The organism is Bradyrhizobium sp. BEA-2-5 (genome assembly GCF_032918025.1).
GTDB lineage: Bacteria > Pseudomonadota > Alphaproteobacteria > Rhizobiales > Xanthobacteraceae > Bradyrhizobium > Bradyrhizobium pachyrhizi.
In genome coordinates this window covers 6,009,795-6,035,631 of sequence record NZ_CP136629.1, presented here as the reverse complement: position 1 = coordinate 6,035,631, position 25,837 = coordinate 6,009,795, and the positions used below count along the sequence as shown (strand labels likewise).

The 25,837-nt window shown below is 65.3% G+C and carries 24 protein-coding genes and 1 pseudogene; 10 read left to right on the top strand and 15 right to left on the bottom strand.

Annotated elements, in window-relative coordinates:
* Positions 1 to 143 precede the first annotated feature (143 nt).
* On the top strand, positions 144 to 329 hold the full coding sequence (locus RX327_RS28580; RefSeq protein WP_028332534.1) for a hypothetical protein: 186 nt from the start codon (positions 144 to 146) through the stop codon (positions 327 to 329).
* Positions 330 to 347: 18 nt separating this feature from the next.
* On the opposite strand, the gene RX327_RS28575 is transcribed toward RX327_RS28580, so the two are convergent.
* Positions 348 to 854, bottom strand: a complete 507-nt coding sequence (locus RX327_RS28575) for a hypothetical protein (RefSeq protein ID WP_050385400.1) — start codon at positions 852 to 854, stop codon at positions 348 to 350.
* Complete coding sequence (locus tag RX327_RS28570) at positions 851 to 1,735, bottom strand: 50S ribosomal protein L11 methyltransferase (protein ID WP_317247793.1); 885 nt, start codon at positions 1,733 to 1,735, stop codon at positions 851 to 853. Before RX327_RS28570 ends, RX327_RS28575 begins: the two co-directional genes overlap by 4 nt.
* Before the next feature lie 170 nt (positions 1,736 to 1,905).
* Between RX327_RS28570 and RX327_RS28565 the strand changes: the two genes are divergently transcribed.
* Positions 1,906 to 2,070, top strand: a complete 165-nt coding sequence (locus tag RX327_RS28565) for a Flp family type IVb pilin (protein WP_317247792.1) — start codon at positions 1,906 to 1,908, stop codon at positions 2,068 to 2,070.
* Positions 2,071 to 2,333: 263 nt separating this feature from the next.
* Here the strand turns inward: RX327_RS28565 and RX327_RS28560 are convergent.
* Positions 2,334 to 3,931 (bottom strand): annotated as a pseudogene (locus RX327_RS28560) (phytoene desaturase family protein).
* 179 nt (positions 3,932 to 4,110) lie between these two features.
* Here RX327_RS28560 and RX327_RS28555 point away from each other — a divergent pair.
* Positions 4,111 to 6,375, top strand: a complete 2,265-nt coding sequence (locus RX327_RS28555) for a fused MFS/spermidine synthase (RefSeq protein WP_317247791.1) — start codon at positions 4,111 to 4,113, stop codon at positions 6,373 to 6,375.
* A gap of 24 nt (positions 6,376 to 6,399) precedes the next feature.
* Here the strand turns inward: RX327_RS28555 and RX327_RS28550 are convergent, their stop codons facing one another.
* The gene (locus RX327_RS28550) at positions 6,400 to 6,987 is read right to left on the bottom strand and encodes a TetR/AcrR family transcriptional regulator (RefSeq protein ID WP_028332526.1); all 588 of its coding nucleotides are present in this window, start codon (positions 6,985 to 6,987) and stop codon (positions 6,400 to 6,402) included.
* Positions 6,988 to 7,122: 135 nt separating this feature from the next.
* Here RX327_RS28550 and RX327_RS28545 point away from each other — a divergent pair, with 135 nt between their 5' ends.
* Positions 7,123 to 7,680, top strand: a complete 558-nt coding sequence (locus RX327_RS28545) for a DUF308 domain-containing protein (protein ID WP_028332525.1) — start codon at positions 7,123 to 7,125, stop codon at positions 7,678 to 7,680.
* Between the two features lie 98 nt (positions 7,681 to 7,778).
* On the opposite strand, the gene RX327_RS28540 is transcribed toward RX327_RS28545, so the two are convergent.
* Together RX327_RS28540 and RX327_RS28535 are read right to left on the bottom strand one after the other, a co-directional pair.
* Entirely contained in the window at positions 7,779 to 8,627 is an 849-nt protein-coding gene (locus RX327_RS28540; protein WP_317247790.1) for an alpha/beta fold hydrolase, read from the bottom strand.
* Between the two features lie 318 nt (positions 8,628 to 8,945).
* Entirely contained in the window at positions 8,946 to 9,740 is a 795-nt protein-coding gene (locus tag RX327_RS28535) for a L,D-transpeptidase (RefSeq protein WP_317247789.1), read from the bottom strand.
* A 302-nt stretch (positions 9,741 to 10,042) separates the two neighbouring features.
* On the opposite strand from RX327_RS28535, the gene RX327_RS28530 reads away from it, so the two are divergent.
* Entirely contained in the window at positions 10,043 to 10,372 is a 330-nt protein-coding gene (locus RX327_RS28530; protein WP_050385403.1) for a hypothetical protein, read from the top strand.
* 141 nt (positions 10,373 to 10,513) lie between these two features.
* Here RX327_RS28530 and RX327_RS28525 read toward each other — a convergent pair whose 3' ends face one another.
* The 5 genes from RX327_RS28525 to RX327_RS28505 form a co-directional block, all read right to left on the bottom strand.
* On the bottom strand, positions 10,514 to 11,275 hold the full coding sequence (locus RX327_RS28525; RefSeq protein WP_317247788.1) for an ABC transporter permease: 762 nt from the start codon (positions 11,273 to 11,275) through the stop codon (positions 10,514 to 10,516).
* The gene (locus RX327_RS28520; RefSeq protein ID WP_317247787.1) at positions 11,272 to 12,195 is read right to left on the bottom strand and encodes an ABC transporter ATP-binding protein; all 924 of its coding nucleotides are present in this window, start codon (positions 12,193 to 12,195) and stop codon (positions 11,272 to 11,274) included. The genes RX327_RS28525 and RX327_RS28520 overlap by 4 nt, the downstream gene beginning before the upstream one ends.
* 146 nt (positions 12,196 to 12,341) lie before the next feature.
* Positions 12,342 to 13,034 carry an OmpA family protein gene (locus tag RX327_RS28515; RefSeq protein ID WP_410712091.1) on the bottom strand — a complete coding sequence of 231 codons (693 nt, stop codon included), beginning with the start codon at positions 13,032 to 13,034 and terminating at the stop codon, positions 12,342 to 12,344.
* On the bottom strand, positions 13,031 to 13,444 hold the full coding sequence (locus RX327_RS28510; RefSeq protein ID WP_317247786.1) for a hypothetical protein: 414 nt from the start codon (positions 13,442 to 13,444) through the stop codon (positions 13,031 to 13,033). The genes RX327_RS28515 and RX327_RS28510 overlap by 4 nt, the downstream gene beginning before the upstream one ends.
* 89 nt (positions 13,445 to 13,533) lie before the next feature.
* On the bottom strand, positions 13,534 to 16,086 hold the full coding sequence (locus RX327_RS28505) for an ATP-dependent helicase (protein WP_317247785.1): 2,553 nt from the start codon (positions 16,084 to 16,086) through the stop codon (positions 13,534 to 13,536).
* 293 nt (positions 16,087 to 16,379) lie between these two features.
* Between RX327_RS28505 and RX327_RS28500 the strand changes: the two genes are divergently transcribed.
* Positions 16,380 to 16,553, top strand: a complete 174-nt coding sequence (locus tag RX327_RS28500; RefSeq protein WP_317247784.1) for a DUF1328 domain-containing protein — start codon at positions 16,380 to 16,382, stop codon at positions 16,551 to 16,553.
* Positions 16,554 to 16,595: 42 nt separating this feature from the next.
* Here RX327_RS28500 and RX327_RS28495 read toward each other — a convergent pair whose 3' ends face one another.
* Positions 16,596 to 17,084: a thioesterase family protein gene (locus RX327_RS28495; protein ID WP_152977696.1), complete on the bottom strand. Its 489-nt coding sequence runs from the start codon at positions 17,082 to 17,084 to the stop codon at positions 16,596 to 16,598.
* Positions 17,085 to 17,244: 160 nt separating this feature from the next.
* Between RX327_RS28495 and RX327_RS28490 the strand changes: the two genes are divergently transcribed.
* The 3 genes from RX327_RS28490 to RX327_RS28480 all read left to right on the top strand — a co-directional run bounded on the left by RX327_RS28490 (position 17,245) and on the right by RX327_RS28480 (position 20,815).
* The gene (locus tag RX327_RS28490; RefSeq protein ID WP_317247783.1) at positions 17,245 to 18,669 is read left to right on the top strand and encodes an FAD-binding oxidoreductase; all 1,425 of its coding nucleotides are present in this window, start codon (positions 17,245 to 17,247) and stop codon (positions 18,667 to 18,669) included.
* Between the two features lie 136 nt (positions 18,670 to 18,805).
* Positions 18,806 to 20,185, top strand: a complete 1,380-nt coding sequence (locus RX327_RS28485; protein ID WP_050385411.1) for a Spy/CpxP family protein refolding chaperone — start codon at positions 18,806 to 18,808, stop codon at positions 20,183 to 20,185.
* Positions 20,186 to 20,422: 237 nt separating this feature from the next.
* A complete protein-coding gene (locus RX327_RS28480; protein WP_028332513.1) occupies positions 20,423 to 20,815 on the top strand; it encodes a hypothetical protein in 393 nt (130 codons plus the stop codon).
* Positions 20,816 to 20,935: 120 nt separating this feature from the next.
* Here RX327_RS28480 and RX327_RS28475 read toward each other — a convergent pair whose 3' ends face one another.
* The 3 genes from RX327_RS28475 to RX327_RS28465 form a co-directional block, all read right to left on the bottom strand.
* Positions 20,936 to 22,624, bottom strand: coding sequence for a SulP family inorganic anion transporter (locus RX327_RS28475; protein WP_050385412.1), 1,689 nt, complete (start codon positions 22,622 to 22,624; stop codon positions 20,936 to 20,938).
* Between the two features lie 91 nt (positions 22,625 to 22,715).
* The gene (locus RX327_RS28470) at positions 22,716 to 23,447 is read right to left on the bottom strand and encodes a cytochrome c biogenesis CcdA family protein (RefSeq protein WP_317247782.1); all 732 of its coding nucleotides are present in this window, start codon (positions 23,445 to 23,447) and stop codon (positions 22,716 to 22,718) included.
* Between the two features lie 448 nt (positions 23,448 to 23,895).
* Positions 23,896 to 24,636 carry a FadR/GntR family transcriptional regulator gene (locus tag RX327_RS28465; RefSeq protein WP_063779921.1) on the bottom strand — a complete coding sequence of 247 codons (741 nt, stop codon included), beginning with the start codon at positions 24,634 to 24,636 and terminating at the stop codon, positions 23,896 to 23,898.
* A 161-nt stretch (positions 24,637 to 24,797) separates the two neighbouring features.
* On the opposite strand from RX327_RS28465, the gene RX327_RS28460 reads away from it, so the two are divergent.
* A complete protein-coding gene (locus tag RX327_RS28460; protein ID WP_050385414.1) occupies positions 24,798 to 25,829 on the top strand; it encodes a TRAP transporter substrate-binding protein in 1,032 nt (343 codons plus the stop codon).
* The last annotated feature ends 8 nt before the right edge of the window (positions 25,830 to 25,837 follow it).

Sequence of the window (25,837 nt, the reverse complement as noted above, 5' to 3'; positions counted from 1 at the left end):
GTCAAGCATGACCATATTTTTGGCATAACTTATGCTTGAATATGGCATAGTGGAATTGGCCGGACGATGTCCACTGCACGTCAACGGTCAAGCGTACGGGGAGTGTCCAGGAGTGTCTCAACTCAACGGTGAGGAGATGCACGATGCCTGCATTCACGTTTGAGAAGATCTCGCCGCCGGTCCGCCGCGGCCCGATCGCGCCGGTCGAACAGAAGCAGCGCGGCGTCATCGTCCAGATGCTGGACCGCCTTGTCGAGGCGCGCGCCAAGCGCGCGGCCGGTCAGGACAAGGTCGAGACTAACCGTAGCGATTCGCCAGCGCCCGAATAAACAACCCGCGGATCGCGGCTACCGTTCCAGATCGGACGCCTTCGCCACGGTCACATTGACGAGCTTGCCGTTCTCGAGCTCGCGCACGATCCGCTCATCGGGACCGACGATGCCGAGATCGAATTCGCGCTCGGGCGTCACCAGCGTCATGCGTTGGCCGGCGATCACGACGACGGTCATGTCGAGCGTCTCGCCGGAGATCGCCCATTCCCTGAGCTCGCTGCGAAACGGCTCTTTGCGCCAAGCGTCGGGGAAGCCCGGATCGCATCTGACCTCAAGACCATCTTCCGACGTGGTCAGGACGAGCTTCGACCTTGAAGGCTTCCAGTGCTCCTCCAGCAGTTCGTTCGTCAGCCAGACGCAGCTGAACGAGCGGCATTCCGCCGGCCGGCCCGGATAGGTCCGGCAGCCGCGCCCCGGCTTGCAATGCGGGCACCACGTATTGGCGGGCTTTGCCAGTTCCTCGATCGCCATCACCTTGCAGCAGAGCGTGCAGTCGCCGCACTGTCTGCCGGTCGCGGTCACTTCACGAAACGCAGCAGCAGGCTGCTCCAGCCCTCGATCTTCAGATGCCGCAGCGGCACCAGCCCGCGGGCACGGTAGGCTGCGATGACCGCCGGCGCCTGGTGCGTCAGCAGGCCCGAGAGAATGACCTGCGCCGACGAGGCAAGGTGGCGCGCCATCGGGCCGGCCAGCTGCCGCAGCGGATTGGCGAGGATGTTGGCGAGCACCAGGTCGAACGGACCGTCTTCGGCAAAGCGCGGCGCCGCAAAACCGGTGGCGCGGATCACGTCCACCAGATCGCCTGCGCCGTTCAGCCGGGCATTCTCCTCGGCGACCCTGACCGACGGCGGGTCGATGTCGCTGGCCAGCACCTTGTCGTGCAGCGCCTTCGCCGCTGCGATCGCCAGCACGCCGGTCCCCGTGCCGAGGTCGAGCACGCGGCGGGGCTGGTACGCCTTCAGCACGTGGTCGAGCAGCAGCAGGCAGCCGCGCGTCGTGCCGTGGTGACCGGTGCCGAAGGCGAGCGCCGCCTCGATCTCGATGGCGAGCTTGTTGGGGGGTATCCGGTGCCGGTCATGCTGGCCGTGGACGATAAAGCGGCCGGCCGCGACCGGGACAAGGTCCTCCAAGCTGGCCTTGACCCAATCCTTGGCCTCCACGGTATCAAAAACTAAAGTAGATGAGACATCCTGCCGCACCACCTGGTCAATCAGCTCGCGCAGTAAATTTTGGTCCGGCGGCTCGGCAAAATGGACGGTGACGTCCCAGCGGCCATCCGGCCGCTCGAAGGCCGCAAACGCCGCCTGATCCTCGAAAAACACCTCGGAAAGCGCGTCTACCACGCGCTTTGCGGTCGATTCGTCTGGAAGGGTGACGCTGGCGCGGTGTGTGGACGGGGTCATCGGAGGCGGGTAGCGCGGTTTTTGTTAAAATTTCAAGCCGGATTCAATCGAATATCGCGAGAATTGAGAGGTTCCCGGTTCAGACAACCTTAGATGTTGCAGTACTATTACGGTGGCGGAACTGGGAACACCCTTCGTTCCAAGGCATCACAACCAAGGGCAGGGCTGCAATGAAGGCTTTTATCGTTAAGTTTTTGCGGAATAAATCCGGCGCGACCGCCATCGAATACGGACTGATCGCGACCGGCATCGCCATCGCCATCATCGCTGCGGTGAATGGCGTCGGCACGGCACTGAGCGGGACCTTCAACTCGATCAGCGGCTCGCTGAAGTAATCTCTCGAACGGCGTTCTCAGGGAAGCACCGGGCGACATGTCGCCCGGTGTTTTCTTTTTGACCGGTTGTCCACAGAGCCACACGCAGCTTGTCGACAAGACGTCAACAGCGTTCTCCCGGGATTGTCAGCGTCTGTCGCACAGCCGGTCCACAGTGGCGTCCACCGGTTATCCCGTCTTAAGACAAGGCCGCTGTCCGCCGCAGGCCCACAGCTTCTCAACACGCCTGTCCACAGCTTGTCCCGCGGCGCGCGGTGCGTCGTCTACGAGAACAGCGCGCGATGGTCGGCCAGGATGGCCCGCGCCGCGTTGTGGCCGGGGGCGCCGGTGACGCCGCCGCCGGGATGGGCGCCGGAGCCGCAATGGTACAGGCCCTTTAGCGGTCCGCGATAATCGGCATGTCCCAGCATCGGCCGCGCCGAGAACAGCTGGTTCAGCGTCAGCGCGCCGTGGAAGATGTCGCCTCCCAACAGTCCGAACTGCCGTTCGAGATCGAGCGGGGACAGGATCTGACGGCCGAGCACGCTCGCCGCAAAGCCGGGCGCGTATTTGTCCACCGTCGCGATCATGAGATCGGCGACCTCTTCGCGATGCTCGTCCCACGACGTTCCATCGGGAAGCTCCGGGGCGACATGCTGGCAGAACAGGCTCGCGACATGCTTGCCGGCGGGCGCCAGCGTGTCGTCGAGCGTCGAGGGGATCAGCATCTCGACGACGGGCGAACGGCTCCAGCCGCCCGCGCATCGAGCCAGGCGCGGTCCATGTAGTCGAGGCTCGGGCCCAGGATGATCCCCGCCGTGAGGTGATCCCCTAGGCCGGGCAGCGCGGTGAACGAGGGCAGGGCATTTAGCGCCACATTCATCCTGAACGTGCCGGACCCGTTCTGCCATCGGGAGATGCGCGCGCGAAACTCGGGCGCCAATGCGCCTTCCGGCACCAGGCGTGTGTACAGCAGCTTCGGATTGACGTTCGAGACGACGTATTTGGCGCGCACGGTCTTGTCATTGTCGAGGATGACGCCGACGGCGCGCTGCTTCTCGACGATCACCTCACGGACGCCGGCATCGGTTTCGATGACGACGCCGTGGTCGCGGGCCGCGCGCGCCATCGCCTGCGTGATCGCGCCCATGCCGCCGATGGCGTGGCCCCAGACGCCTTTCTTGCCGTTCACCTCGCCGAAGGCGTGATGCAGCATCACATAGGCCGAGCCGGCGGCATAGGGGCTGGCATAGTTGCCGACGATGGCGTCGAAACCGAACAGCGCCTTGACCAGGTCGTTCTCGAAGCGCTCGTCGAGCATCTCGCCGGCCGATCGCGTGAACAGGTCGAGCAGATTGCGCTGCTGTTCCAGCGACAGCCGGCGCAGGATGTTGGCGGTGCCGAGCGCGTTGAAGGCCTCGCTGATCGCGCTGATGCCAAAGCCCTCGACGAGGTTCGGCGGTGCGCGCAGCACGAATTGCCGCAGCACGTCGGCGATGGCTTCGAGTTCCCCTGAGAACGCGTCGATTGTGGCGGCGTCCTTGCGGCTGAGCTTTTCGACCGACTCCCGGGTTCGGCCTTCGCCGGTCAAAAGATAGCTGCCGTCGGGCGAGGGGAGGAAGTTCTGCGCGCGCCGCTCGACGATCCTGAGGCCGTGATCGGCAAGTTTCAGGTCAGACATGATCTGCGGATTGAGCAGGCTCACGGTGTAGGCTGCGACCGAATTGCGGTATCCCGGATGAAACTCCTCCGTGACTGCGGCCCCGCCGACCACCTTGCGGCGCTCGACCACGCGCACCCGCAGGCCCGCCATCGCGAGATAGGCCGCGCAGGTGAGGCCGTTGTGGCCAGCGCCGATGATGACGACGTCGGTTTCGCTCATGTCCGCTTCAAGAAGCAGTGATTAGAGCATGTGCTGTGGCGCCGCAGCGCCGCGTCGTCAAGTCCGCGTGACCGCCGTTTCTTGTCCGTGATAGTGCCGTATGCTCAACTGAAATCCTCCGGTGGGGTGCCACCGGACTGTCCGCCTCCGGCGCCCGCCGGGTCCATGCCGGAGCTTTCATGACGTCTGAGCCGACCGCCTCGCGAAACCGGCTGCTGCTGGCGGTCTACACGGCTGCGATCTTCGTCAGCGCGCTGCTTCTGTTCTCGGTGCAGCCGCTGTTCACGAAGATGGTGCTGCCGCGGCTCGGCGGCTCGCCGGCGGTGTGGTCGGTGGCCATGGTGTTCTTCCAGTCGCTGCTGCTCGCGGGCTACGCCTATGCGCATCTGTTGATGAAGCTGAACGGCCGTATTGCGCCGGTCGCGGTGCATCTGGTGCTGCTCGTCGTCGCGTTGCTGACCTTGCCGCTGGCGATCAGGAGCGGCTGGGGCGAGCCGCCGACGTCGGGCTATGCGTTCTGGCTGCTCGGCCTGTTCGCGGTCTCGATCGGGCTGCCGTTCTTCGCGCTCGCCGCCAACAATCCGCTGCTGCAGGCCTGGTTCGTCCGCACCGGCCATCCCGCCGGGCATGATCCCTATTTCCTCTATGCCTCCTCCAACATCGGCAGCTTCCTCGCACTGTTGTCCTATCCGTTCCTGCTGGAGCCGATGTTCACGTTGCGCACCCAGAACCTGATCTGGACCGGTGGTTATGGTCTGCTGATCATTCTGATCGCGAGTTGCGGCGTGCTGCTGTTGCGGTCGCCGGCCAATGCCGCCGCAATCGACATGCAGGTCGATGACGCCAATGCGCCGGCGCCGTCCTGGCCGCTGCGGCTGCGCTGGATCTTCCTGGCCGCGGTGCCGTCCGGCCTGCTCATCGCGGTGACCGCACACATCTCCACCGACGTCGCGGCGGCGCCGCTTCTGTGGGTGCTGCCGCTATCGCTGTACCTGCTGACCTGGGTCCTCGTGTTCCAGTCGCGTCCGCTGCTGCCGCACAAATGGATGCTGCGGGCGCAGCCGCTGGCGATTGCCGGCGTCGTGATCCTGCTTGCGGTCGGCGGCGAGCAGAATCTGCTGCTGACGCTCGGCGGCCATCAATTGTGCTTCTTCGTCATTGCCATGGCTTGCCACGGCGAACTGGCGCGGACGCGGCCGGCCGCCAAATATCTCACCGGCTTCTACGTCGCACTGTCGTTCGGCGGCATGGTCGGCGGCCTGTTCGCAGGGCTCGTTGCTCCATTCACCTTCTCGTGGATCGCCGAATATCCGATCCTGATCGCGCTTGCCGCGCTGTGCCGTCCGCCCGGCGGCGCGGAGCGGCTGCCGCGCTGGAGCGCCTGGTACTGGCCGTTCCTCGCGGTGCTGGCGGTGGCGCTGATCGCGCCAAGCCATTCGGGGGGCGACATCTTCAACTGGTTCGACGTGCACCGGGTCTGGGTGATCGGTGCGGTCGGCGTGCTCTCGGCGCTGCTGGCGCTCGCGCTGAACGCCAATCGCCGGAAGATCTTTGCCACCGTCGCGCTCGCGCTGGCGTTGATCCGTGTCTATCCCGCGGACGAGGGCCGCGTCACGACGGTGCGCAGCTTCTTCGGTGTGCACAAGATCGTGGTGACGGCGAACGGGCAGTATCACGTGCTGATGCACGGCACCACGATCCATGGCGCCGAGAAGTTCAAGAACGATGACGGCACGCCGGTCATCGGCCGGCCGGAGCCGATCACCTACTACCACATGGACGGCGGCATCGGTCAGGCCGTCAGCGCCATCCGCGAGCGCAAGGGCGCGCCGCTGAAGGTGGCGGTGATCGGGCTCGGTTCGGGGACGCTGACCTGCGCGTCGGCCCCCGGCGAGGACTGGCGCTTCTTCGAGATCGACCAGTCGATGGTCGATACCGCGCGCGATCCGAAATACTTCACCTACATCCAGAACTGCGAGCCGAACCTCAAGCCCGTCATCGGCGACGCGCGGCTGACCTTCGCGAAGGAGCCCGATGGCGCTTACGATCTCATCATCGTCGATGCCTATTCGTCCGATGCGATCCCGATTCATCTCGCCACCGAAGAGGCGATGAAGATCTACAAAGACAAGCTCGCGCCCCATGGCGCGGTCGTGATGCACGTCTCCAACCGGCATCTGGATCTTGCCAGCGTCGTGGTCGGCATCGCAGACGCCAACGACATGAAGAGCTGGGTCTACAGCGAGGATTCCGGCCGCGACAACGAGTACATCTTCTCGACCTCGGTCGTGGTCTCCGCGCGCGAGGAGGAAGACGTTGGCAAGCTCGCATCATCAGATGTCTGGACCGAGACCGAAGCCGACGAGAAGCAGCGGGTCTGGACCGACGACTATTCGAACGTGCTGGGAGCGGTGTACCGCCGACTGCGCGACGGCGAGCAGTAAAGCGATCTGTCGCCCGATAACTCTCTAGCGCTCCGCTACCAGCAGTCTGGCGAGCTGGGGCTTGACGATTGCGGCAAACACTCCGGGATCGGCGAAAGCCCTCGCCGAGAGCATCGCCCCATGAACCGATGCCATCAGCATCTGGGCCTCCTCGTGCGGCCGCTGGTCCAGCCGGAACAGATGCTGTTCCGCGCCGGCCTGCAGCACCGAGCTGAGCCATCCCGCAAGATGATGGAAATGGGCGCGGACGCGAGATGCGACCTCGTCCGGCAACATCGGCATCTCGCCGGCAAGCATCGCGCAGACGCAGAACGGCAGCGAGGCATCGCCGATGCACGCCTGCCAGAAGTTCACGTAAGCCTGCAGTTGGTCGGTCGGGCTCGCGAATTGCTCCTGAAGCGACTTCAGGCCCCGCTCGGTCTGCTGCCGGTAGCGATCCACCAGCGCCGAGACCAGCTCGGCCTTGGTCGGGAAGTGATGGTGGATGCTCGCCTTCCGGATGCCGATGGCATCGGAGATGTCGGCATAGCTGAAGCCGTTATAGCCCCCCGCGACGATGAGCGGCTGCGCGACGTCGAGAATTTTTTCAGAAGTCGAAATCATCACGTTCACGTCATGCCTACCTTCCAGTAGGTAAATTAACAAGACAAATCAAGGCTTTCCTCTCCTCACAGGGCGTTCGAGCGCCAGATTGAACTCGGAATTTTCATCTACCTACTAGTAGGAAGCCAAACAAGGAGCCTGTCAATGCAAAGCCACCTTTCGACCCAATCCACCTGGCTGCGATCCTATTATCTCGGGCGCGCCATCTTCTCGATCGCCTGGGTCGCCGCCGCCGTTCTGTTCAGCCGACAAGCCGGCCCTGCCGCGCTTCTGTTCGTGATCTACCCGGCGTGGGACGGCATCGCCAATCTGGCTGATGCCCGGGTCAATGGCGGCTTGAAGGCCAACCCATCCCAGGCCCTGAATGTCGCGGTCAGCGCGACCACGACGCTCGGCGTCATCGTGGCGCTCAGCCACAGCAGCAATGCCGTCCTGGCCGTGTTCGGGGTTTGGGCGATCCTCGCGGGCGTGCTGCAATTGTACACCGGCGTCAGGCGCTGGCGTCATTATGGCGCGCAATGGGCGATGATCCTGAGCGGCGCGCAGTCGGCACTCGCCGGCGGCTACATGATCAGCCAATCCATCGGCACCGTTGCGCCGACCATTCTCGACGTCGCTCCCTATGCGGGCTTCGGCGCGTTCTATTTCCTGCTTTCCGCAATCTGGCTCGTTGCCGCCGGCTATCGCCACGCGCGCGCTTAGGGTCAAAGCAAGAAGCTAGAGCTCCGTTCCAATTCAATCGGAACGGAGAGCTGTCCGGCAGCACCGGAGAGCGCGAGCTCGCCTTCAGCGCGACGCGGCTATTTGTTCTCTGGCGGCGCTGTACCCGCGGAGGCGGGCGTCGAGGCGGCGAGCAGCGGCATCGTCGGCGTGTTCCCGCCGGCATCCTCGTCGAGGAATTGCTCCACGCCGGCCTGGATCGGCGACTTCGCGCTGTCCGGGCCGCGGTCGCTGAGATCGTTGTGCTGGAATTCGGTTCTGACCACCTTGATGCCGAGTCTCGCGCAGGTCTCGTCGTCGGGCACCACGCCCGGATCGGCCTTGAACACCGGATCCCTGGAGCGGAACGAGAGGATCTTGATCCTGCCGTCGGTGATGAAGGGGACGCGCAGATTGTCCAGCGTGACGACCTTCTTCACCAGGTCGGGATGCTGCTTGGCGAAGAACATCGAGATGTCGCCGCCGTTGGAATGGCCGATCAACGTCAGCTGGCGATAGTTTGCGTTCGGATAGACCTTCTTGAGCTCGTCGATCGCATACATGATGTTGAAGACGCCGCGATTGTACTGCATGCGGCGGCCGACATATTCCTCGCCGACCTTGGTGACCATCGGCGCGTCGGTGTCGAGATCATGCTGAATGCTGATCACGAGGTAGCCGCGCGACGCGAACAAATTGGTGAGGAACGAGTACTCGGTGTTCTTGACGGTGTTGCCGTGGCTCAGGATCGCGACCGGCAGCTCGATCATCTCGGCCATCGCCTGCATTTGCCGGTCGCGGCGCACCGCGACCTCGACCGTGACGTTGCGGTCGTCGCGCAGAACGTCGTGGAACGTCAGCGTCGTGTGACGGATGGCCCATCTGTCCGTCGTGAAATAAGCGGCCATCGCCACGATGCACAGGCAAAGGACAACGATGCCCCGTTTCATGTCGACCCCTGATCTAACCTACGTGACCCGCGCTTCTCGCCCTGATTTCATCGGGCATGCCGCGTGAATCGGCCTCCAGGGGCCAAGCGGGCGCTTGTGCCGCCGAATATCGGGCTAGTTTTACAATCAGATGACGACGCGACGACGGGCCACGGCGCACGATGACGGGCGCCCTTTGCGACGGTCACAAGCGGGTGAGGGGAGCGTGAACTGACGGCGCGCTGCCTGCGGCGCCGTCAGCGGACGAGGAGCGCGCGGCAGATTTCTTTTGACGCGTTTTCTTGACGCGAACCGGCGCCCACTTCGCTCGAAAACGCTCTAGTCCTGATAGGTGTTGCCGTAAAAGCCGCGCGGCTGATAGGCGGGGCGCGGCTGGTAGTAGCCCTGCGGCGCCGGCGCGTAGCCCTGATTGCCGTAATATTGCGGCTGCTGGCCATAGGCCTGCGCGTCATAGACGCGGCGGCTTGACGGCGGTGCCGGATAGCGGCGATCGGTCGAACTGCCGTCGGCCGGATAGATGTAGCCGTCGTCGGTGCGGGCCTGCGCCGGATAGTCTCGCGGCTGCGGCGTCAGCACGACCGGATCGCCGGCGGCGGCGGTGCCGTACTGCTCGTCATATTGCTGCGGCGCGCGGCGGGCGACGGCGGTGCCGTTGCGCCCACGCGGATTGCGCGCCAGCGCGACCTGCGACGAGCCGGTCAGCGTCACGGTGGTGTTGAGCACGCCTTCCTTCTGAACCAGCGCATAGAGCGTCGTGGCATTCTGGCGCGACAGCCGTACGCAGCCATGGGAGGCGGGCGAGCCGAGCCGGCCGACCGAGTCCGTGCCATGGATGGCGTGCCCGACCTTGGTGAAGAAGATCGCGTGCGGCATCGGCGCGTCGTCGAATTCCTTGGAGTAGTGATCCTCTTCCATGCGGAAGGCGCGAAACGCGCCGTTCGGCGTCTCGCGCGAGGGGACGCCGGTCGACACCGGCCAGTGATAGCGCGCGACGCCGTCGACGGCGACGGTCATCTGCTGGTTGTCCTTGTCGACGGTGATCTCGACCTTGGCCTGCGCGGCGCCCGCGGTGAAGAGCATCACGGACGTGAACGCAATGAGGAACGAACGCATTTTACCTTTGGCCTCCAGGCCTGCTCGCGAAGCCGCGGCTCTCCGTCCCCAGCAATCAATATGCACGGAATCCGAACTTGGTTCCAGTGGCGGGCCAAGGCCGTGATCACTTGCCATGGTTAATCCCGCGCGCGGCGCAAACAAGGCCGAAGCCGGACCTGCCTGTCACGGCCGGCTGACTTTTTCGCGAGCGGGCCGCGACGACGGCCGCGATTGGTCCTGCGACACGCAACCATTTGGCCGCATGGACGTTTAACAATCCCGCCCGGCGGCGCGCTCGCGCCGCGCATCAAGGAATCCAGATGAACAACACCAAGGTGAAGACCGCGGCCGTCGTCCCAGCCGGCCTCTCCGCGCGGCTCCTGCTTGCGGCCGCAGCCCTCGCTTTGACGCTGGTCGCAGCCCCGCATGCCGGCCATGCCCAGGGCATCGTCCGCGGCGCCCATGAGGGCGCCTATGAGGGCAACCGGGTCGCCGGTCCGGTGGGCGGCGTGGTCGGCGGTGCCGTCGGCGCCGGTGTCGGCGGCGCCATGGGCGCGGTCAAGGGCGTGTTCGGCATCCCGGATCGCGGTTACCGCCGTGGCCACCGCTGCCGGGGCTACTACCGCCACGGCCATTTCCACTGCTATTGATCGTTGAAGAACCTGTAGCGGATGGAGCCAATGGTTCGCGCGAACGTGGGCCCGATGACAGGCTCCGCGAAATCCGGGTTCTGCAGGCTCGGCGATAAGGTCCCGGATTGCGCTTCGCTCCATCCGGGCTACGGAAGCTTTTCAGTTCTTCAGCCGGTAGCCGGTTCTGAAGATCCACCCCACGATGGCCATGCAGGCGACCAGGAAGCCCACGGTCATGCCGAGACTCAGCGGCACGCTGACATCGGCAATCTCGTAGAAGCTCCAGCGGAAGCCGGAGATCAGGTAGACCACCGGGTTGAGCAGCGCGACCGTGCGCCAGGTGGGCGGCAGCATGTCGATGGAATAGAAGCTGCCGCCGAGGAAAGTCAGCGGCGTCACCACCAGCATCGGGATCATCTGCAGCTTTTCGAAGCCGTCAGCCCAGATCCCGATGATGAAGCCGAACAGGCTGAACGTCACCGCCGTCAGCACCAGGAAGGCCAGCATCCAGACCGGATGCTGGATGTGCAGCGGCACGAACAGGCCGGCCGTCGCCAGGATGATCAGGCCCAGAATGATCGACTTGGTCGCGGCGGCGCCGACATAGCCGAGCACGATCTCGAAATAGGAGATCGGCGCCGACAGGATCTCGTAGATCGTGCCGGTGAATTTCGGGAAGTAGATGCCGAAGGAGGCGTTGGCGATGCTCTGCGTCAGCACCGAGAGCATGATCAGGCCCGGGACGATGAAGGTGCCGTAGCTGACGCCCTCGACCTGGCTGATGCGCGAGCCGATCGCGGCGCCGAACACCACGAAATAGAGCGAGGTCGAGACCACGGGCGAGACGATGCTTTGCAGCAGCGTGCGCCAGGTGCGCGCCATTTCGAACAGATAGATGGCGCGAATGGCGCGATGGTTCATGACGTCCTCACGAGGTCGACGAAGATGTCCTCGAGGGAGCTTTGTTTGGTATCGAGATCGGAGAAGCGGATGCCGGCGGCGCGGAGATCGCCGAGCAGGCTGGTGATGCCGGTGCGCTCGCCCTTGGTGTCGTAGTCGTAGGTCACGGTGCGGCCGTCGTCGGACAATTCGAGATTGTAGGCAGACAGAACATCGGGAATCGCCTCGAGCTTGTTCTGCAATTGCAGCGTCAGCCGCTTCTTGCCGAGCTTCTGCATCAAGGTCGTCTTGTCCTCGATCAGCACGATCTCGCCCTTGTTGATGACGCCGATGCGGTCGGCCATCTCCTCGGCCTCCTCGATGTAGTGCGTGGTGAGGATGATGGTGACGCCGGACTGTTGCAGCCCGCGCACCACCTCCCACATGCCCTTGCGCAGTTCGACGTCGACGCCGGCGGTGGGCTCGTCCAGGAACAGGATCTGCGGCTCGTGCGACAGCGCTTTGGCGATCATCACGCGACGCTTCATGCCGCCGGAGAGCGTGATGATCTTGTTGTCCTTCTTGTCCCACAGCGAGAGGTCCTTCAGCACCTTCTCGATGTGTTCGGGGTTCTTCGGCTTGCCGAACAGGCCGCGCGAGAAGCTCACGGTCGCCCACACGCTCTCGAAGGCGTCGGTGTGCAATTCCTGCGGCACGAGGCCGATCAGCGAGCGCGCCGCGCGATAGTCGGCGATGATGTCGTGCCCGCCGATCGTGATGCGGCCTTCGCTCGGGTTGGCGATGCCGCAGATGATCGAGATCAGCGTGGTCTTGCCGGCCCCGTTGGGGCCGAGCAGCGCAAAAATCTCGCCGCGCTTGATGTCGAGATTGACGTTCTTGAGCGCCTTGAAGCCGGACCCATAGGTCTTCGACAGATTGGCGACGGAAATGATGGGGGACATGGAGAGTCGGTGAGCGTGAGGGAGGGGGCGCGCGCGGATTGGGGCCCGGGCGGGATGCGGGTCAAGCGCAGATAGGGACGTATGATCCGTTCTGCAATCACCCGCCGGGGCAGAAATTTATTCCGCGGCGTGGCGGAAATGCTGCTTCAGTGCTTCTTGGCTGACTTCGCCGGCTTCTTGGCGGCGGCCGCCGGGGCAGGGTGCGCGGGCGGCGCGCTGTCGGCGACCTTCGCGACCAGCATGATCTGCACCTGGTTGTTGACCGGCGCGTTGGGTTTGGTCGGGTCGAGCAACTGCTCTTCGCCAAGCCCGACCGATTGCAGGCGCTTCGCGGTGATCTTGAAGGTGTTGACCAGGATGTCGCGGATCGCGTCGGCGCGCCGCTGGCTCAGCAGCACATTGTTCTCGCGTCGTCCGGTGGATTCGACGTGGCCGACGATCAGGAACGTGTAGGGCAGCAGCGAGGCGTGCGTCAGTGCATCGGCGATCCGCCCGACCGTCTGATACGATTCCGGCAGCACGATCGGCGTGTCGACGTCGAACGCGATGTCGACGTTGAACGTCGGCAGCTTGGTCAGATCGGGAGCGATCGGCGGCCGCTTCGAGGGCGGCGGCTCGTTCTTCGATCGCGACTTCGATCGTTCGGCCACCTGCTGGCGCAGCGCGGGGACATCGATCTCGGCATCTGTCTCGTAACGATTGAGCTTGGCGATGACGTCGTCGCGCGTGATGGCGGTCTGTGCACGCCCCAGTGCAATCGGCATCACCAGCAAAGCCAGCGTGCCCAGCAGGGCCAAAAGGCCAGGATCGCGCAAGCCTCGCCTCGACAGCCGCATCATTGATACCCCGCGTCATTGATCGCCTGGGTGCAGTTGCGGCTGAGGCCTTTGGCGCTGACGAGGCAGGGGACCGATTTGCTGGTCTCCTTGGTCGAGCCGCCGCAGACCTTGACGATCTCGCGCTGGCAGGCGTTCGCCACCGTGACGCGCGCGGCGACGCGCTTCTGGATGGCGTCGAGGGTGGAGAAGTAGCTCTCCTTGCACTGTGGCGATATCACGTCGCGGTTGCGCGACAGGCATTCCTTGAGGCGGTTGGAGTCGAGATTGACGCCGCGGCAGTTGGCGGTGATGTCGGCGCCGCAGGCCTTGGCCAGTTGCGCTGCAGAATCGCCAAAGCTCATCGTCTCCGCGACCGCCAGCGACGGCGCAGTGAGCGCAATGATAAAAAGGAAAAACCTCCCCCGGACCATGGGGCCATCTCAACCCATGAAATCAACTGGGGTCAAGGGCTACCAACAGAGAAGGCCGCCAAAGAAGGCCGCCAAAGAAGGTCGCTATGTCACACCCGTTCCACAAAACTGTCCACGACCTTCTTCTCGCCGGCCTTGTCGAAGGCGATGGTGAGCTTGTTGCCGTCGATCTTGGTGACGCGGCCGTAGCCGAATTTCTGGTGGAAGACGCGGTCTTCCAGCGAGAACTCCGAAGTCGTGCCGGTGGACTTGGCGACCAGCTCGCCCTCGATCACGACAGGGCCGCGCTTGGTGCGATTGAAGCTTTCGGAGGAAAAGGAGGATTGCCGCTCCTCGAAGCCGCTGCCGCTACGGCCCCCGCCGCGGTTGCGGTTGGCCTGCGCCCGCTGCCAGCCCGGCGTCGAATAGCTGGAGCCGAATGCCTCCATGTCATCGAAGCGCGAGGCGCCGTAGCCGCCGGTGCCGCCCCAGGCCGAGCCGCCCTTGGATTCCGTGATCTCGACATTGGCCGCCGGCAATTCGTCCAGGAAGCGCGACGGGATCGTGGTCGACCAGGTGCCGTGGATCCGCCGGTTGGTCGCAAAATAGATCTTTGCGCGGCGGCGGGCGCGGGTGAGGCCGACATGGCCGAGCCTGCGCTCCTCCTCGAGGCCAGCGCGGCCCTGTTCGTCCAGCGTGCGCTGGCTCGGGAACAGGCCTTCCTCCCAGCCCGGCAGGAATACGTTGTCGAATTCGAGGCCCTTGGCCGAATGCAGCGTCATCAGCGACACCGCGTCGTCCTCGGCGCCGCCTTCGCGGTCCATCACCAGGGAGATGTGCTCCAGGAACCCTTGCAGGTTCTCGAATTCCTCCATCGAGCGCACGAGCTCTTTCAGGTTCTCCAGCCGGCCCGCGGCGTCCGCCGAGCGGTCCTTCTGCCACATCTCGGTGTAGCCGCTCTCGTCGAGCACGATCTGGGCGAGATCGGTATGCGCGGTGACCTCGCGCTGGGCGCGCCAGCGGTCGAACTGGGCGACGAGGTCGCGCAAGCTTCCGCGCGCCTTCGGCTTCAGCTCGTCGGTCTCGACCACCGCGCGCGCGGCCTCGAACAGGGGAATGCGGCGCTTGCGGGCATGGTCGTGCAGCATCTGCACGGTGGCATCGCCAAGGCCGCGCTTCGGCGTATTGACGATGCGCTCGAAGGCGAGGTCGTCGGCCGGCGAATTGATGACGCGCAAGTATGCCAGCGCGTCGCGGATTTCGGCGCGCTCGTAGAAGCGCGGGCCGCCGATGACGCGGTAGGGCAGGCCGAGGGTGACGAAGCGGTCTTCGAATTCGCGCATCTGGTAGGAGGCGCGCACCAGGATCGAGATCTCGTTGAGCTTCTCGCCCTGGCGCTGGAGCTGCTCGATCTCCTCGCCGATGCCGCGGGCTTCCTCTTCGGAATCCCAGGAGCCCGTCACCGTGACCTTCTCGCCGTCCTGATCCTCGGTGCGCAGCGTCTTGCCGAGCCGGCCTTCATTGTGCGCGATCAAATGCGAGGCGGCGGCGAGGATGTGGCCGGTCGAGCGATAGTTGCGCTCGAGGCGGATGACCTTGGCGCCGGGAAAATCGTGCTCGAAACGCAGGATGTTGTCGACCTCGGCGCCGCGCCAGCCATAGATCGACTGGTCGTCGTCACCGACGCAGCAGATGTTCTTGGTGGCGCCTGCTGCAGATGCCGTCATTCCGGGATGCGCCGTAGGCGCAGACCCGGAATCTCGAGCTGAGTCCTCATGACCTCTGGATTCCGGGTTCGCATCTTCGATGCGCCCCGGAATGACGTCGGCAAGGCGACGCTCCGGCCGCGACGGCGCCTGCGACAACAGCCGCAGCCACAGATATTGCGCGACGTTGGTGTCCTGGTACTCGTCGACCAGGATGTATTTGAAGCGCAGCTGGTACTGCCGCAGGATATCCGGGTGCTCGCGGAAGATCCGGATGTTCTCCAGCAAGAGATCGCCGAAATCGGCCGCGTTCAGGATCTTCAGCCGTTCCTGATAGCTCGCATAGAGCTTGCCGCCCTTGCCATTGGCGAAGACGGCGGCCTCGCCCGAGGGCACCTGCGACGGCATCAGGCCGCGGTTTTTCCAGCCGTCGATCAGGCCGGCCAGCATGCGTGCCGGCCAGCGCTTGTCGTCGATGTTCTCGGCCTGCAGCAGCTGCTTGAGCAGCCGGACCTGGTCGTCGACGTCGAGCACGGTGAAGTTCGACTTGAGCTGCGCCAGCTCGGCATGGAAACGGAGGATGCGGCCGCCGATGGAGTGGAAGGTGCCGAGCCACGGCATGCCCTCGACGGCATGGCCGAGCATCTGGCCGAGCCGATGCTTCATCTCGCGCGCGGCCTTGTTGGTGAAGGTCACCGACAGGATCTCGGCGGGGCGGGCGCGGCCCTGGCTCAGGATGTGCGCGATGCGCGTGGTCAAGACGCGCGTCTTGCCGGTGCCGGCCCCGGCCAGCACGAGAACCGGGCCGTCCAGCGTCTCCACGGCCTCACGCTGCTCGGGATTGAGCCCGTTCAGATATTGCGGACCGGCCGCCGCCCGCGCACGCGCGGCGATGCCGCCAGCCGCCGGCTGGTGCTCGGGAACGTCGTGATGGGGCAATTTGTTCGGCTCGGTCATTGGCGAATCGTCTCGGCCCCACGATGGCACCGCAGGATGGTGAAGGGGAGCCTTCTTAACAGGGATTGAAGGCCATATAGGGCCTGATCGGCCGTTTTGACAGGTTTTATCGCGGCTGACGGGAACGCTTTTGGCAGCAGCCCGCACTCGATCCCGGTTCCGGAAATCGGCGAAAATTTCGCGGTTTCATGCTCAGGAACCAGCATTTCCCCGCCGGATTGTTTCAACGGGTGCGGCGCCGGGCAGAGGTCCGCGCCAAGCAACAACAGGGAAAACGAAGCGGAGTTTTGATCATGCTGAGCTGGGTTGTGACGTTTCTGGTTATTGCACTGATCGCCGGCATCCTGGGCTTCGGCGGCATCGCCGGCGCCTCGATCGAGATCGCCAAGATCATCTTCTTCATCGCGGTGGTCCTGTTCCTGGTCTCGGCCGTGGTCGGCCTGGCGCGCGGTCGCACCAGGGTCTAGCGGAGGCCGCCAACCGGCGGCCGCTTCGCTTGCAACGCCATGCTACTTCGCCGAGGGCATCGCCACGTTGCGGCCGATGCCCTCGGGACGCGATACGCCCGCATAGCTGTCCACGATCGCTTGTGCGCGGGCGCGGATATCGGGCGGAAACGGCGCCACCTTGCGCGCCTCCATGTCGATGTGCAGCGTGAGGTTTTCCGAGGTCGCGGAGAGCCAGCCTTCGGTGGCATGGCGCAGCTCCTCAAATGTGTGCAGCCGCTTCTCGTCGGCGCCGAGCAGGTAGACCTGGACTTGCACGGGATCGCCGAGATGAATCTCCCTGAGATAGCGGACGTGGCACTCGGCGGTGAAGGTCGAGCAGTGCCGCGCCTTCATGTAGTCCGGCCCGATGCCGAGTTGCAGCCACATCTCGTCGATCGCGCGGTCGAACATCACGTTGTAATAGGCCATGTTGAGATGGCCGTTATAGTCGATCCATTGCGGCTCGATCTGCATCACCGAGGATCTGAACGGGGCAGATGGAAGCGGCATCTCGCTGGTGGCAGTCGCTGAAGTCATGATCCGTCCCCGGTTCGTTGGCGTTCGAGCATGAGCTTTTCTGTGACTCCGGCGTCCACTTTTTCAAGTCAGGCTCTCTTGACCCCTTATACAAGCTTTGCCACGGTCGGCTAAAGGTGGGAGGAAATTTGACGTGGCGACAACGATTTCGGGCAATGTGACGCGACCTGATCCGCAGGCCCTGAAGCGCGCGATCGACGCGCTGGCGGCGCGGTTCGGCAACCGCCTCATCACCTCGCAGGCGGTGCGCGAGCAGCACGGCCATACCACCACATGGATTCCCAACCAGCCGCCGGACGGCGTGGTGATGGCGCAGGAGACCGCCGACATCCAGGACGTGGTGCGGATCTGCGCGAAAAACCGCGTGCCGGTCATTGCCTTCGGCACCGGCACCTCGCTCGAGGGCCAGGTCAACGCGCCCGCGGGCGGCATCTCGATCGACCTGCGCGACATGAACAAGGTGCTGGCGGTGCATGCCGAGGACCTCGACTGCGTGATCCAGCCCGGCGTCACCCGCAAGGCGCTGAACGAGCATCTGCGCGACCAGGGACTGTTCTTCCCGATCGATCCCGGCGCGGATGCTTCGCTCGGCGGCATGGCCTCGACCCGCGCCTCCGGCACCAATGCGGTGCGCTACGGCACGATGCGCGACAGCGTGCTGGCGCTGAAGGTCGTGCGCGGCGACGGCGAGATCATCACGACCGGCACGCGCGCGAAGAAGTCGTCGGCCGGATACGACCTCACGCATCTGTTCGTCGGTGCCGAGGGCACGCTCGGCATCATCTCGGAATTGACCATTCGCCTGCGCGGCATCCCCGAGACGATCGCGGCGGGCGCGGTCTCGTTCGAGACCGTGCACGGGGCCTGTCAGGCCGTGATCCTGGCGATCCAGACCGGCATTCCCGTCGCGCGCATCGAGCTGCTCAATGCCGCGCAGGTGAAGGCCTGCAATGCCTATTCGAAGCTGACGCTGCCGGAGACGCCGCTGCTCTTGATGGAATTCCACGGCAGCGAGATCGAGGTCGGCGAGCAGTCCAAGGCGTTCGGCGAGATCGCAAGGGAGTGCGGCGGCGGCGATTTCTCCTGGACCACCAAGCCCGAGGACCGCACGAAGCTCTGGCAGGCGCGGCACGACGCCTATTGGTCGGTGAAGGCGCTGCGGCCCGGCGACAGCATCGGCGTGGTCGCGACCGACGTCTGCGTGCCGATTTCGCGGCTCGCCGATTGCGTCAGCGAGACCGAGCAGGATCTCGAGCGTCTCAACCTGCTGTCGCCGATCGTCGGCCATGTCGGCGACGGCAATTTCCACTGTTCGCTGGTCTGCGACGTCAACGATCCAGACGAGATGGCACGCGGCGAGGAGTTCATGCATCGCCTGGTCGAGCGCGCGCAGGCCATGGACGGCACCTGCACCGGCGAGCACGGCATCGGGCAGGGCAAGCAGAAATACCTCAAGGCCGAGCTCGGCCCCGAGGCGCTCGATGCGATGCGGGCGTTGAAGAAGGCGCTCGATCCGCTCAACATCTTCAACCCCGGCAAGATCGTGCCGGCCGCCTGAGGCGTCGTCACGCCGCGCAGCGTTCGCGAGCCCGCGGGCGGCGCGTTTCACGCGCGGAACTTTTCCGCCCGCCCGGCGTCTCTCTTGTGCTGCACTGTGTTGCCGCGACGTGTGTGGTGCGCGGAGGGAGGACGTCGTGATCGGACGGGCAATCGGAATTGCGGTCGTGGTGCTTGCGATGGCGCTGTCGGGCGACGCGATCGCCCGAGGCGGCGGTGGGCATGGTGGCGGCCATGGCGGAGGGCATGGCGGCGGCCATGGACATGGCGGTGGCCATGGGCACGGTGGTGGCCATGGACGTGGCGGGCATGGCTTCGGCCACATGCATTTCGGCGGCGGCCATCATGGCGGGTTCGGCCGCTCGCATGCGATCTCGCGATCAGGCTTCGCCGGCCACGGCGCCTTCGCATCGCGCGGGGGCGGCAATTTCGGCCGGATGCGCAATGCCGCAATCGCGCCAGGCCATATGCGCAATGCGTTCAGCTCGCTGTCGCGCAACGGCGCATTGCGCAACGGCCGGCTGTTGAGCAACCCGGCGGCGCGTGCGCAGATCGCCGCCGCCGCGGCGCTCGCCGGCTGGCACGGCGGGACTGTCGCCAACGGCTGGTGGCAGCATCCCGGCGGCGGCTATGGCTGGGTCGGCCCGCTGTTCTGGCCGTTCGCGTACAACGACATCTACGACTACGCGATCTGGGGCGACGACATCGGATTCTGGGGCTACGGCTATCCGGACATCTATGCCGGCATCTTCGGGCCTTATGGGTATGACGATCTCAGGGGCTATCTGCCGGAACGCCGGACGGGCCGCCGTTACCGCGGCGGCGGGCGCATCGAGCAGATGTGCGGCAATGACAGCCGTTCGGTCGCCGGCCTGCCGGTAGATCAGATCGCGGATACGGTGCAGCCGACCGAAGCGCAATCGGCGGCGCTCGGCGAGCTCGGCAACGCGTCGCTTGCGGCTGCCCAGGTCATTCGCGCGGCATGTCCCGCGCAGGTGGTGTTGACGGCGCCGAACCGGCTCGCCGCCATGCAGCAGCGGATCGAAGCGATGGTCACCGCGGTCGGAATCGTGAAGCCTCCGATGGAGAAGTTCTACGGCCTGCTCGATGACGAGCAGAAAGCGCGGCTCAACGCGCTCGCCGAGAACCAGCGCAAGGAAGCCGCGGCGCGCGATCCGAACGCGACGGTCGCCCAGAGCTGCGGCGCCGCACAGCCGGCCATGCAGGAGTGGCCGACCGGCGAGATCGAGACGCGGCTGCAGCTCAGCGACGCCCAGCGCGGTGCGCTTCAGGCACTGCAGGATGCCAGCGCCGACGCCGCGCGGAAGCTGAAGGCTGCGTGCCAGACCAACGAGGCGATGACCCCGCCCGCACGTCTTGCCTTCGTTGCCAGGCGGCTCGACGTCATGCTGCAGGCGGTCAAGGATGTCCGCGCCGCGCTTGAGAATTTCTACGCCACGCTCAGCGATGAGCAAAAAGCACAGTTCGAGGCGATCGGGCCGAAACGATCGGCTTAGAGCCTCGTCGGTTCGCGTGAAAACGCGGCAAGCAAAAGCCCCGCAGCCTCGGCTCTGACGCAATCAGAACCGAAACGGGCTTTATTCCATGAGTTCGACATCAATTCGCGCGCGGATCCGCCGCGGGTGTGGCTGCCGGGCCATAGTGTGCACCTCTTGCTCGGCACCGAGTCGAACTCTGCGGTTCACAGGTTGCGCCAAGGCCAGCTATGTTTGCCGTGCTTTCAAGGTGCGGCGATGTGGTGGTTCAGCAAGGACGAGCACAAGGATATCTGGGACGATCCCGTCGCGCACCCGCTCGGCGACATCGAAGCTGCGCAGCGGATCCGTGCGATCTGCCGCGATGCCGCCGGCTGTGCCGAGGCGGTCGGCTCGCCGGACAAGCGTTCAGCGAAGAAGCAGCAGATCGAGCGTGATCGCTACGAGCGTGCAGCCAAGGTCGCGATGGAGACCGCGATGAAGATCTCCGACGAGCTGGTGCGGGATTCCGCGGTGCGCGAGATCGTCGGTCTCTGCATGAAGGCCAATAACATCAAGACGGGGCGAGCGCTGCTGCGCGCCATCCACGCCGGCTCGATCAAGGCGGAAGTTTTGAGGGAGCATCCGACGCTCGAGGGCGAGCAGGCCTGAGGCCGTCCGGTAGCCCGGATGGAGCGTAAGCGAAATCCGGGACGGTTCATCAACGCGCGAGAGAATCCCGGATTGCGCTTCGCTCCATCCGGGCTACGCAGCCAGTGATCTCATCAACCTCTACGCCTGCCCGCCGAGCGTGCGGACCGCTTCGTCGACGCTGTGGAAGACATGGTCCCGCGGCAACACCTCGTAGAGATCGAAGCGCTCGAAGGCGTCCTGCGCGCGCTCGGATTCGAGCCGCGCTATCGCCACCGTCACGCCGTTGCCGCGGCATTCGCGGAACAGATCGCGCAGCGCCTGCGCCGCTGTGAAATCAATCTCGATCATGCCGCTGGCCTCGATCACCAGCAGCCGCGGCTTGGGTGTCGCCCCGCCGATGGTCTTGAGCACGCCGCTGTGGAAGCTCTCCGCGTTGAGGAACGACAACGGCGCCTGCAGGCCGACGACGGCAATGCCGGGCGTGCGCTCGCCGGTGACGTGCGGGCCCGTCGGCCACCAGATCGTGGTACCGGGCACATGGACGAATTCGGCAAGCTGGCCGCGCGTGGTGGTCCAGATCCCGTGCAGCAGCGACAAGGCGATGCCGACGGCGACGCCTTGCTCGATCGGCAGCACGATGATCGCGGCCGCGGTCGCCACCACCAGCAGGAATTCATAGAACGACTGGCGGAAGATCGCGACGATCTGCTTCACGCGGATGATGCGCAGCGCGACGAACAGCAGGACGCCGCCGAGCGCCGTGTCGGGCACGTGCCGCAGCAGCGTCGCGCCGAAGGCGAGCAGCGCAAGCACGATAGCCGCGGCAAACAGCCCCGAGAGCTGCGTGCGTCCGCCGGTCTCCGACACGATGCCGGTCCGCGGTGGGCTGGCGTTGACCGGAAAGGCGCCGAGCAGCCCGGACAGCAGGCTGCCGGCACCGGCGCCGAGGAAGTCGCGATCGACGTCGGCCGGCTTGTCCGGATCGGACAGGAACGAGCGCGTCGTCGCCGCGGTCTGCACCATGACGACAACCGCGATCAGGATCGCCAGCGACAACAGTTTGATCCATCGCTCCGGCGCGATGTCCGGAAACGATGGCGTCGGCAGCGTCCCGGGCACGGTGCCGACCACCCTGACGCCCTTGCTTTCGAGATGGCCGGCGATCACGGCGACGGTGGCCACGACAAGGCCGATCAGCGCGCCCGGAATGCGTGCGCTGATCTTCTCCGATCCGGCGACCAGCGCCAGCACGCCGAGGCCGATCGCCAGCGTGTAGAAATTGGTTTGACCGATCTTCTCGGTGAGCACTCCGAGCTTGTAGAGCGTCGGCCCGTCCGGCGTGGTCAGGCCGAGCACGCCGGGCAATTGCGAGACCAGGATGTGGACCGAGATGCCGGCGAGGAAGCCGACCGTCACCGGCGTCGACAGCAAATTGGCGATCCAGCCGAGCTTGAACAGGCTGCCGGCGATCATGATCGCGCCGACCATCAGCGCCAGCGCCATCGCCAGTGCCTGATAGTCCGGCGAGCCGGGGGTCGCCATCAGCGCGAGGCCGCCGGCGAAGATCGGCGTGATCGTGGAGTCGGCGCCGCAGGACAGGAAGCGGTTTGCGCCGAACATCGCAAAGCCGAGCGAGCCGGCCATGAAGGCGAAGAAGCCGATCTGCGGCGAGAAGCCGCCGAGCCGCGCGGTCGCCATCTGCTCCGGGATCGCAATCGCGGCGAGCGTCAGCCCGGCGATCAGGTCACCCGGCAGGTCGCTTGGCCGGAACGCCCTGAGCGAACGGAAGATCGGCCAGCTGGCGCGCGTCTGACGATCCTGGCCCATCGGTGCCCCGTGAGGATTGCGGCGATTCCCCGATAGTCCGACATCGCGCGGCCAAAAGCCAGCCGACGGCAGCCTGGGCTGGCGCGCAGGCCTAGCCGATATTTTGCAGCGCCGGGAAGGTTTCCAGCAGCCAGACGCTGACGCTCGAGACTGCGCCGGTCAGGAAGCCGATGCCGGTGACCACCATCAGCACGCCCATCACCCGCTCGACGGTGACGAGGTGGCCCTTCATGCGCGCGAACAGCGCGGAGAACTGTTCGATCATCAGCGCGGCGATCAGGAAGGGAATGCCGAGGCCCGCGGAATAGACCGCGAGCAGGCCGGCGCCCTTCGTTACCGTGGCTTCGGCCGCGGCGATCGAGAGGATCGCGGCGAGGATCGGGCCGATACAGGGCGTCCAGCCGAAGGCGAAAGCGAGGCCCATGATATAGGCGCCCCAGAGGCCGACCGGTCTGGGGATCGGCAGCCGCCCCTCGCGCATCAGCAGGCCGATGCGCGTCAGGCCGAGGAAGTGCAGGCCCATGATGATGATGACGATGCCGGCGAGAATCGACAGCTCCGCCGACCAGGCGCGGATCAGCCCGCCGACCAGCGAAGCGCTGGCGCCGAGCGCCACGAACACCGTCGAAAAGCCAAGCACGAACAGAAGCGCCGACATCATGATCGCGCGCTTGGAGGCCGCGGTGGCGCCGTCCTGGTTGACCTGCTCGATGGTCGCGCCGGTCAAATAGATCAGATAGGGCGGCACCAGCGGCAGCACGCAGGGCGAGAGGAAGCTGACCAGGCCGGCGATCAGGGCCGCCGGGATCGAGACGTCGTGCATCAATGAAACCTTCGCAGAATAGCGCTCCTGTCTTGGCGTCTACGCGGCCAACAATCCAGAAGTTTCGTCGTCGCAGCCTTCAACTATGGTCACAGGCCCGTGTGCGGGGCAGCTCTGACGTGGCGGGCGCGGAATGACGGTGAGGTGAGCACGCTGCGCGGCTCCCGCTCCCGCAGGTGGGAGGGAACCCTTCCGGCGGTGCCTCGCTCACGCGTCAATCGCTGATGCGGATTTTGACCTGCAAGCGGCACCGCACATTCGCTGTCGTCCCGGCTTAGTTGCGCAGTTGCGCACGGGGGGCCGGGACCCATGACCACCGCTACCCATGGTTGCGCGACGCTGGAACGACGAGTCCGACTGACAACATCGGCCGCGGCGTATGGGTCCCTGCTTTCGCCAGGACGACCATGTGGAAGCAGTGAGCGCATCACGACCGCAGTCACCAACATCATCGGCGCTTGGCTGGACGTGGCGTGTCGAATTCCCGGCCACGGATTCGCACCAGGTCGTCGGCGGAATTCGTCAGCAGCACGACCGTGGCTGCGCGTGCCGTCTCCGCATCTCCGGCGGCGATCGCGTCCAGCACCGCGCGGTGCTCGCGCAGCGCCCGCGGACGGTGCGAGCCCGGCGCTGCGATCGTAAAACTCTGGCGCAGCGTGATCTCGAACATCTGCGCGATCGGCCAGAAGAACTCGTTGCGGGTGGCGAAATAGATCGCCTGGTGGAACGCGATGTCGGCGGCGACGAATTCCTCGTTGCTCTTCGCCGCGTCCATGCCGTCGCATCCGGCGCGGATGCGGGCGACGTCGACCTCCTCGGCATGGGTCGCCGCGAGCGCTGCCGCGGCCGGCTCGACCGCGGCGCGCAGCTGGAACAGCTTGGCGAGGTAACGGTCGATCTCCGCGGTCTCGAGGTGCCAGCGCAGCACGTCGGGATCGAGCTGATTCCACTGCTCGGGCGGCCGAACCCGCGTGCCGCTCTTGGGCCGCGACTCGATCAGGCCCTTGCCGGTCAAGGTGCGGATCGCCTCGCGCACCACGGTGCGGCTGACGTCCATCATCTCGCAGATCCGGATTTCCGGCGGCAGCGTTTCGCCGACGCCGATCTCGCCGCGCACGATGCTGCTGCCGACGCGGTCGGTGACCTGGCTGTGCACGCTTCGGCGCAACGCGTTGGATGTCTGGAACATCGAGGGCCTCGCTGCGGTCGCAGCCTGCGCCGCCGCCGAGCCGCGCCCTTGCACAACCGTATCTGTTTTGTCATACATTATGACAAATCGGCTGCCAAGCTCACGCCGTCAGGCGGGCGGCCAACACAACAAAAGATCCGTTCCCGGGGAGGAGCACCATCATGACGTCGAACCGCGTGAGCCGCCGCATTGTGCTGCAGTCGTCGGTCGCCGCGACCGCGTGGCTTGCCGCCGCGCCCGCCATCATCGGCCGCGCTGAGGCTGCCGTGATGAAAATGCGATGCTCGTCGTCGCTTCCGAACGATCCCAAATACGCCAATGGCCGCGTCTACTACGACAATCTGGCCAAGAGCCTGAAGGCGAACGGGCTCAGTGAGCAGATCGAGGTCACCTTCTTCCCCGACAACCAACTCGGCCAGGAGATCGACGTTATCAACTCGGTAAAGCTCGGGGTGATCGACCTGATGGTGTCGGGCTCGTCGATTTCGGCGAATCTCGTGCCGCTGGTCGGCACCTTCGACCTCGGTTACCTCTTCACCAGCTTCCAGCAGCAGACCAAGGCGTTCGACGCCGGCGCGGCGAAGCCGATCGAGGCTGCGCTGCTCAAGGGCGCCGGCATCCGCATCATCGCCTGGGCCTACAATTTCGGCGCCCGCAGCGTGCTGGCGAAGAAGCCGGTGAAGACGCCGGAAGATCTCGCCGGCCTGAAAATCCGCACCTTGCCCAATCCGATCATCACCGAGTGCCTGCGGCTGATGGGGGCCGCCGCAACGCCGCTGGCGTTCGGCGAGATCTATACGGCGCTGCAGGCCGGCGTGCTCGACGGCCTCGAGCACGATCCGCCGACCATCCTGGCGAGCAAGTTCTACGAGACGGCGAAGCACTATGCGCTGACCCAGCACATCTTCTCGCCGCTCGCGGTCTATTTCAGCGACACCAGCTTCAACCGCATGGCTCCCAAGCTGCGCGAAGGCTTTCTCGACGCGGCGAACAAGGCCGCGATCGACACCCGCGCGCACGGCCTTGCGGTGGAGAAGGAGGCGCTGGCGGCGCTGGTCGAGAAGGGCGTCACCGTCGTCGAATGCGACAAGGAGGCGTTCCGCAATCGCGTGCTGCCGCAGACCGACAATTTCATCAAGGCGCGGCCCGGGGCAAAGGCCGTCGTCGACCTGATCCGCGCCACCCAGTCCTGAGGTTGGCG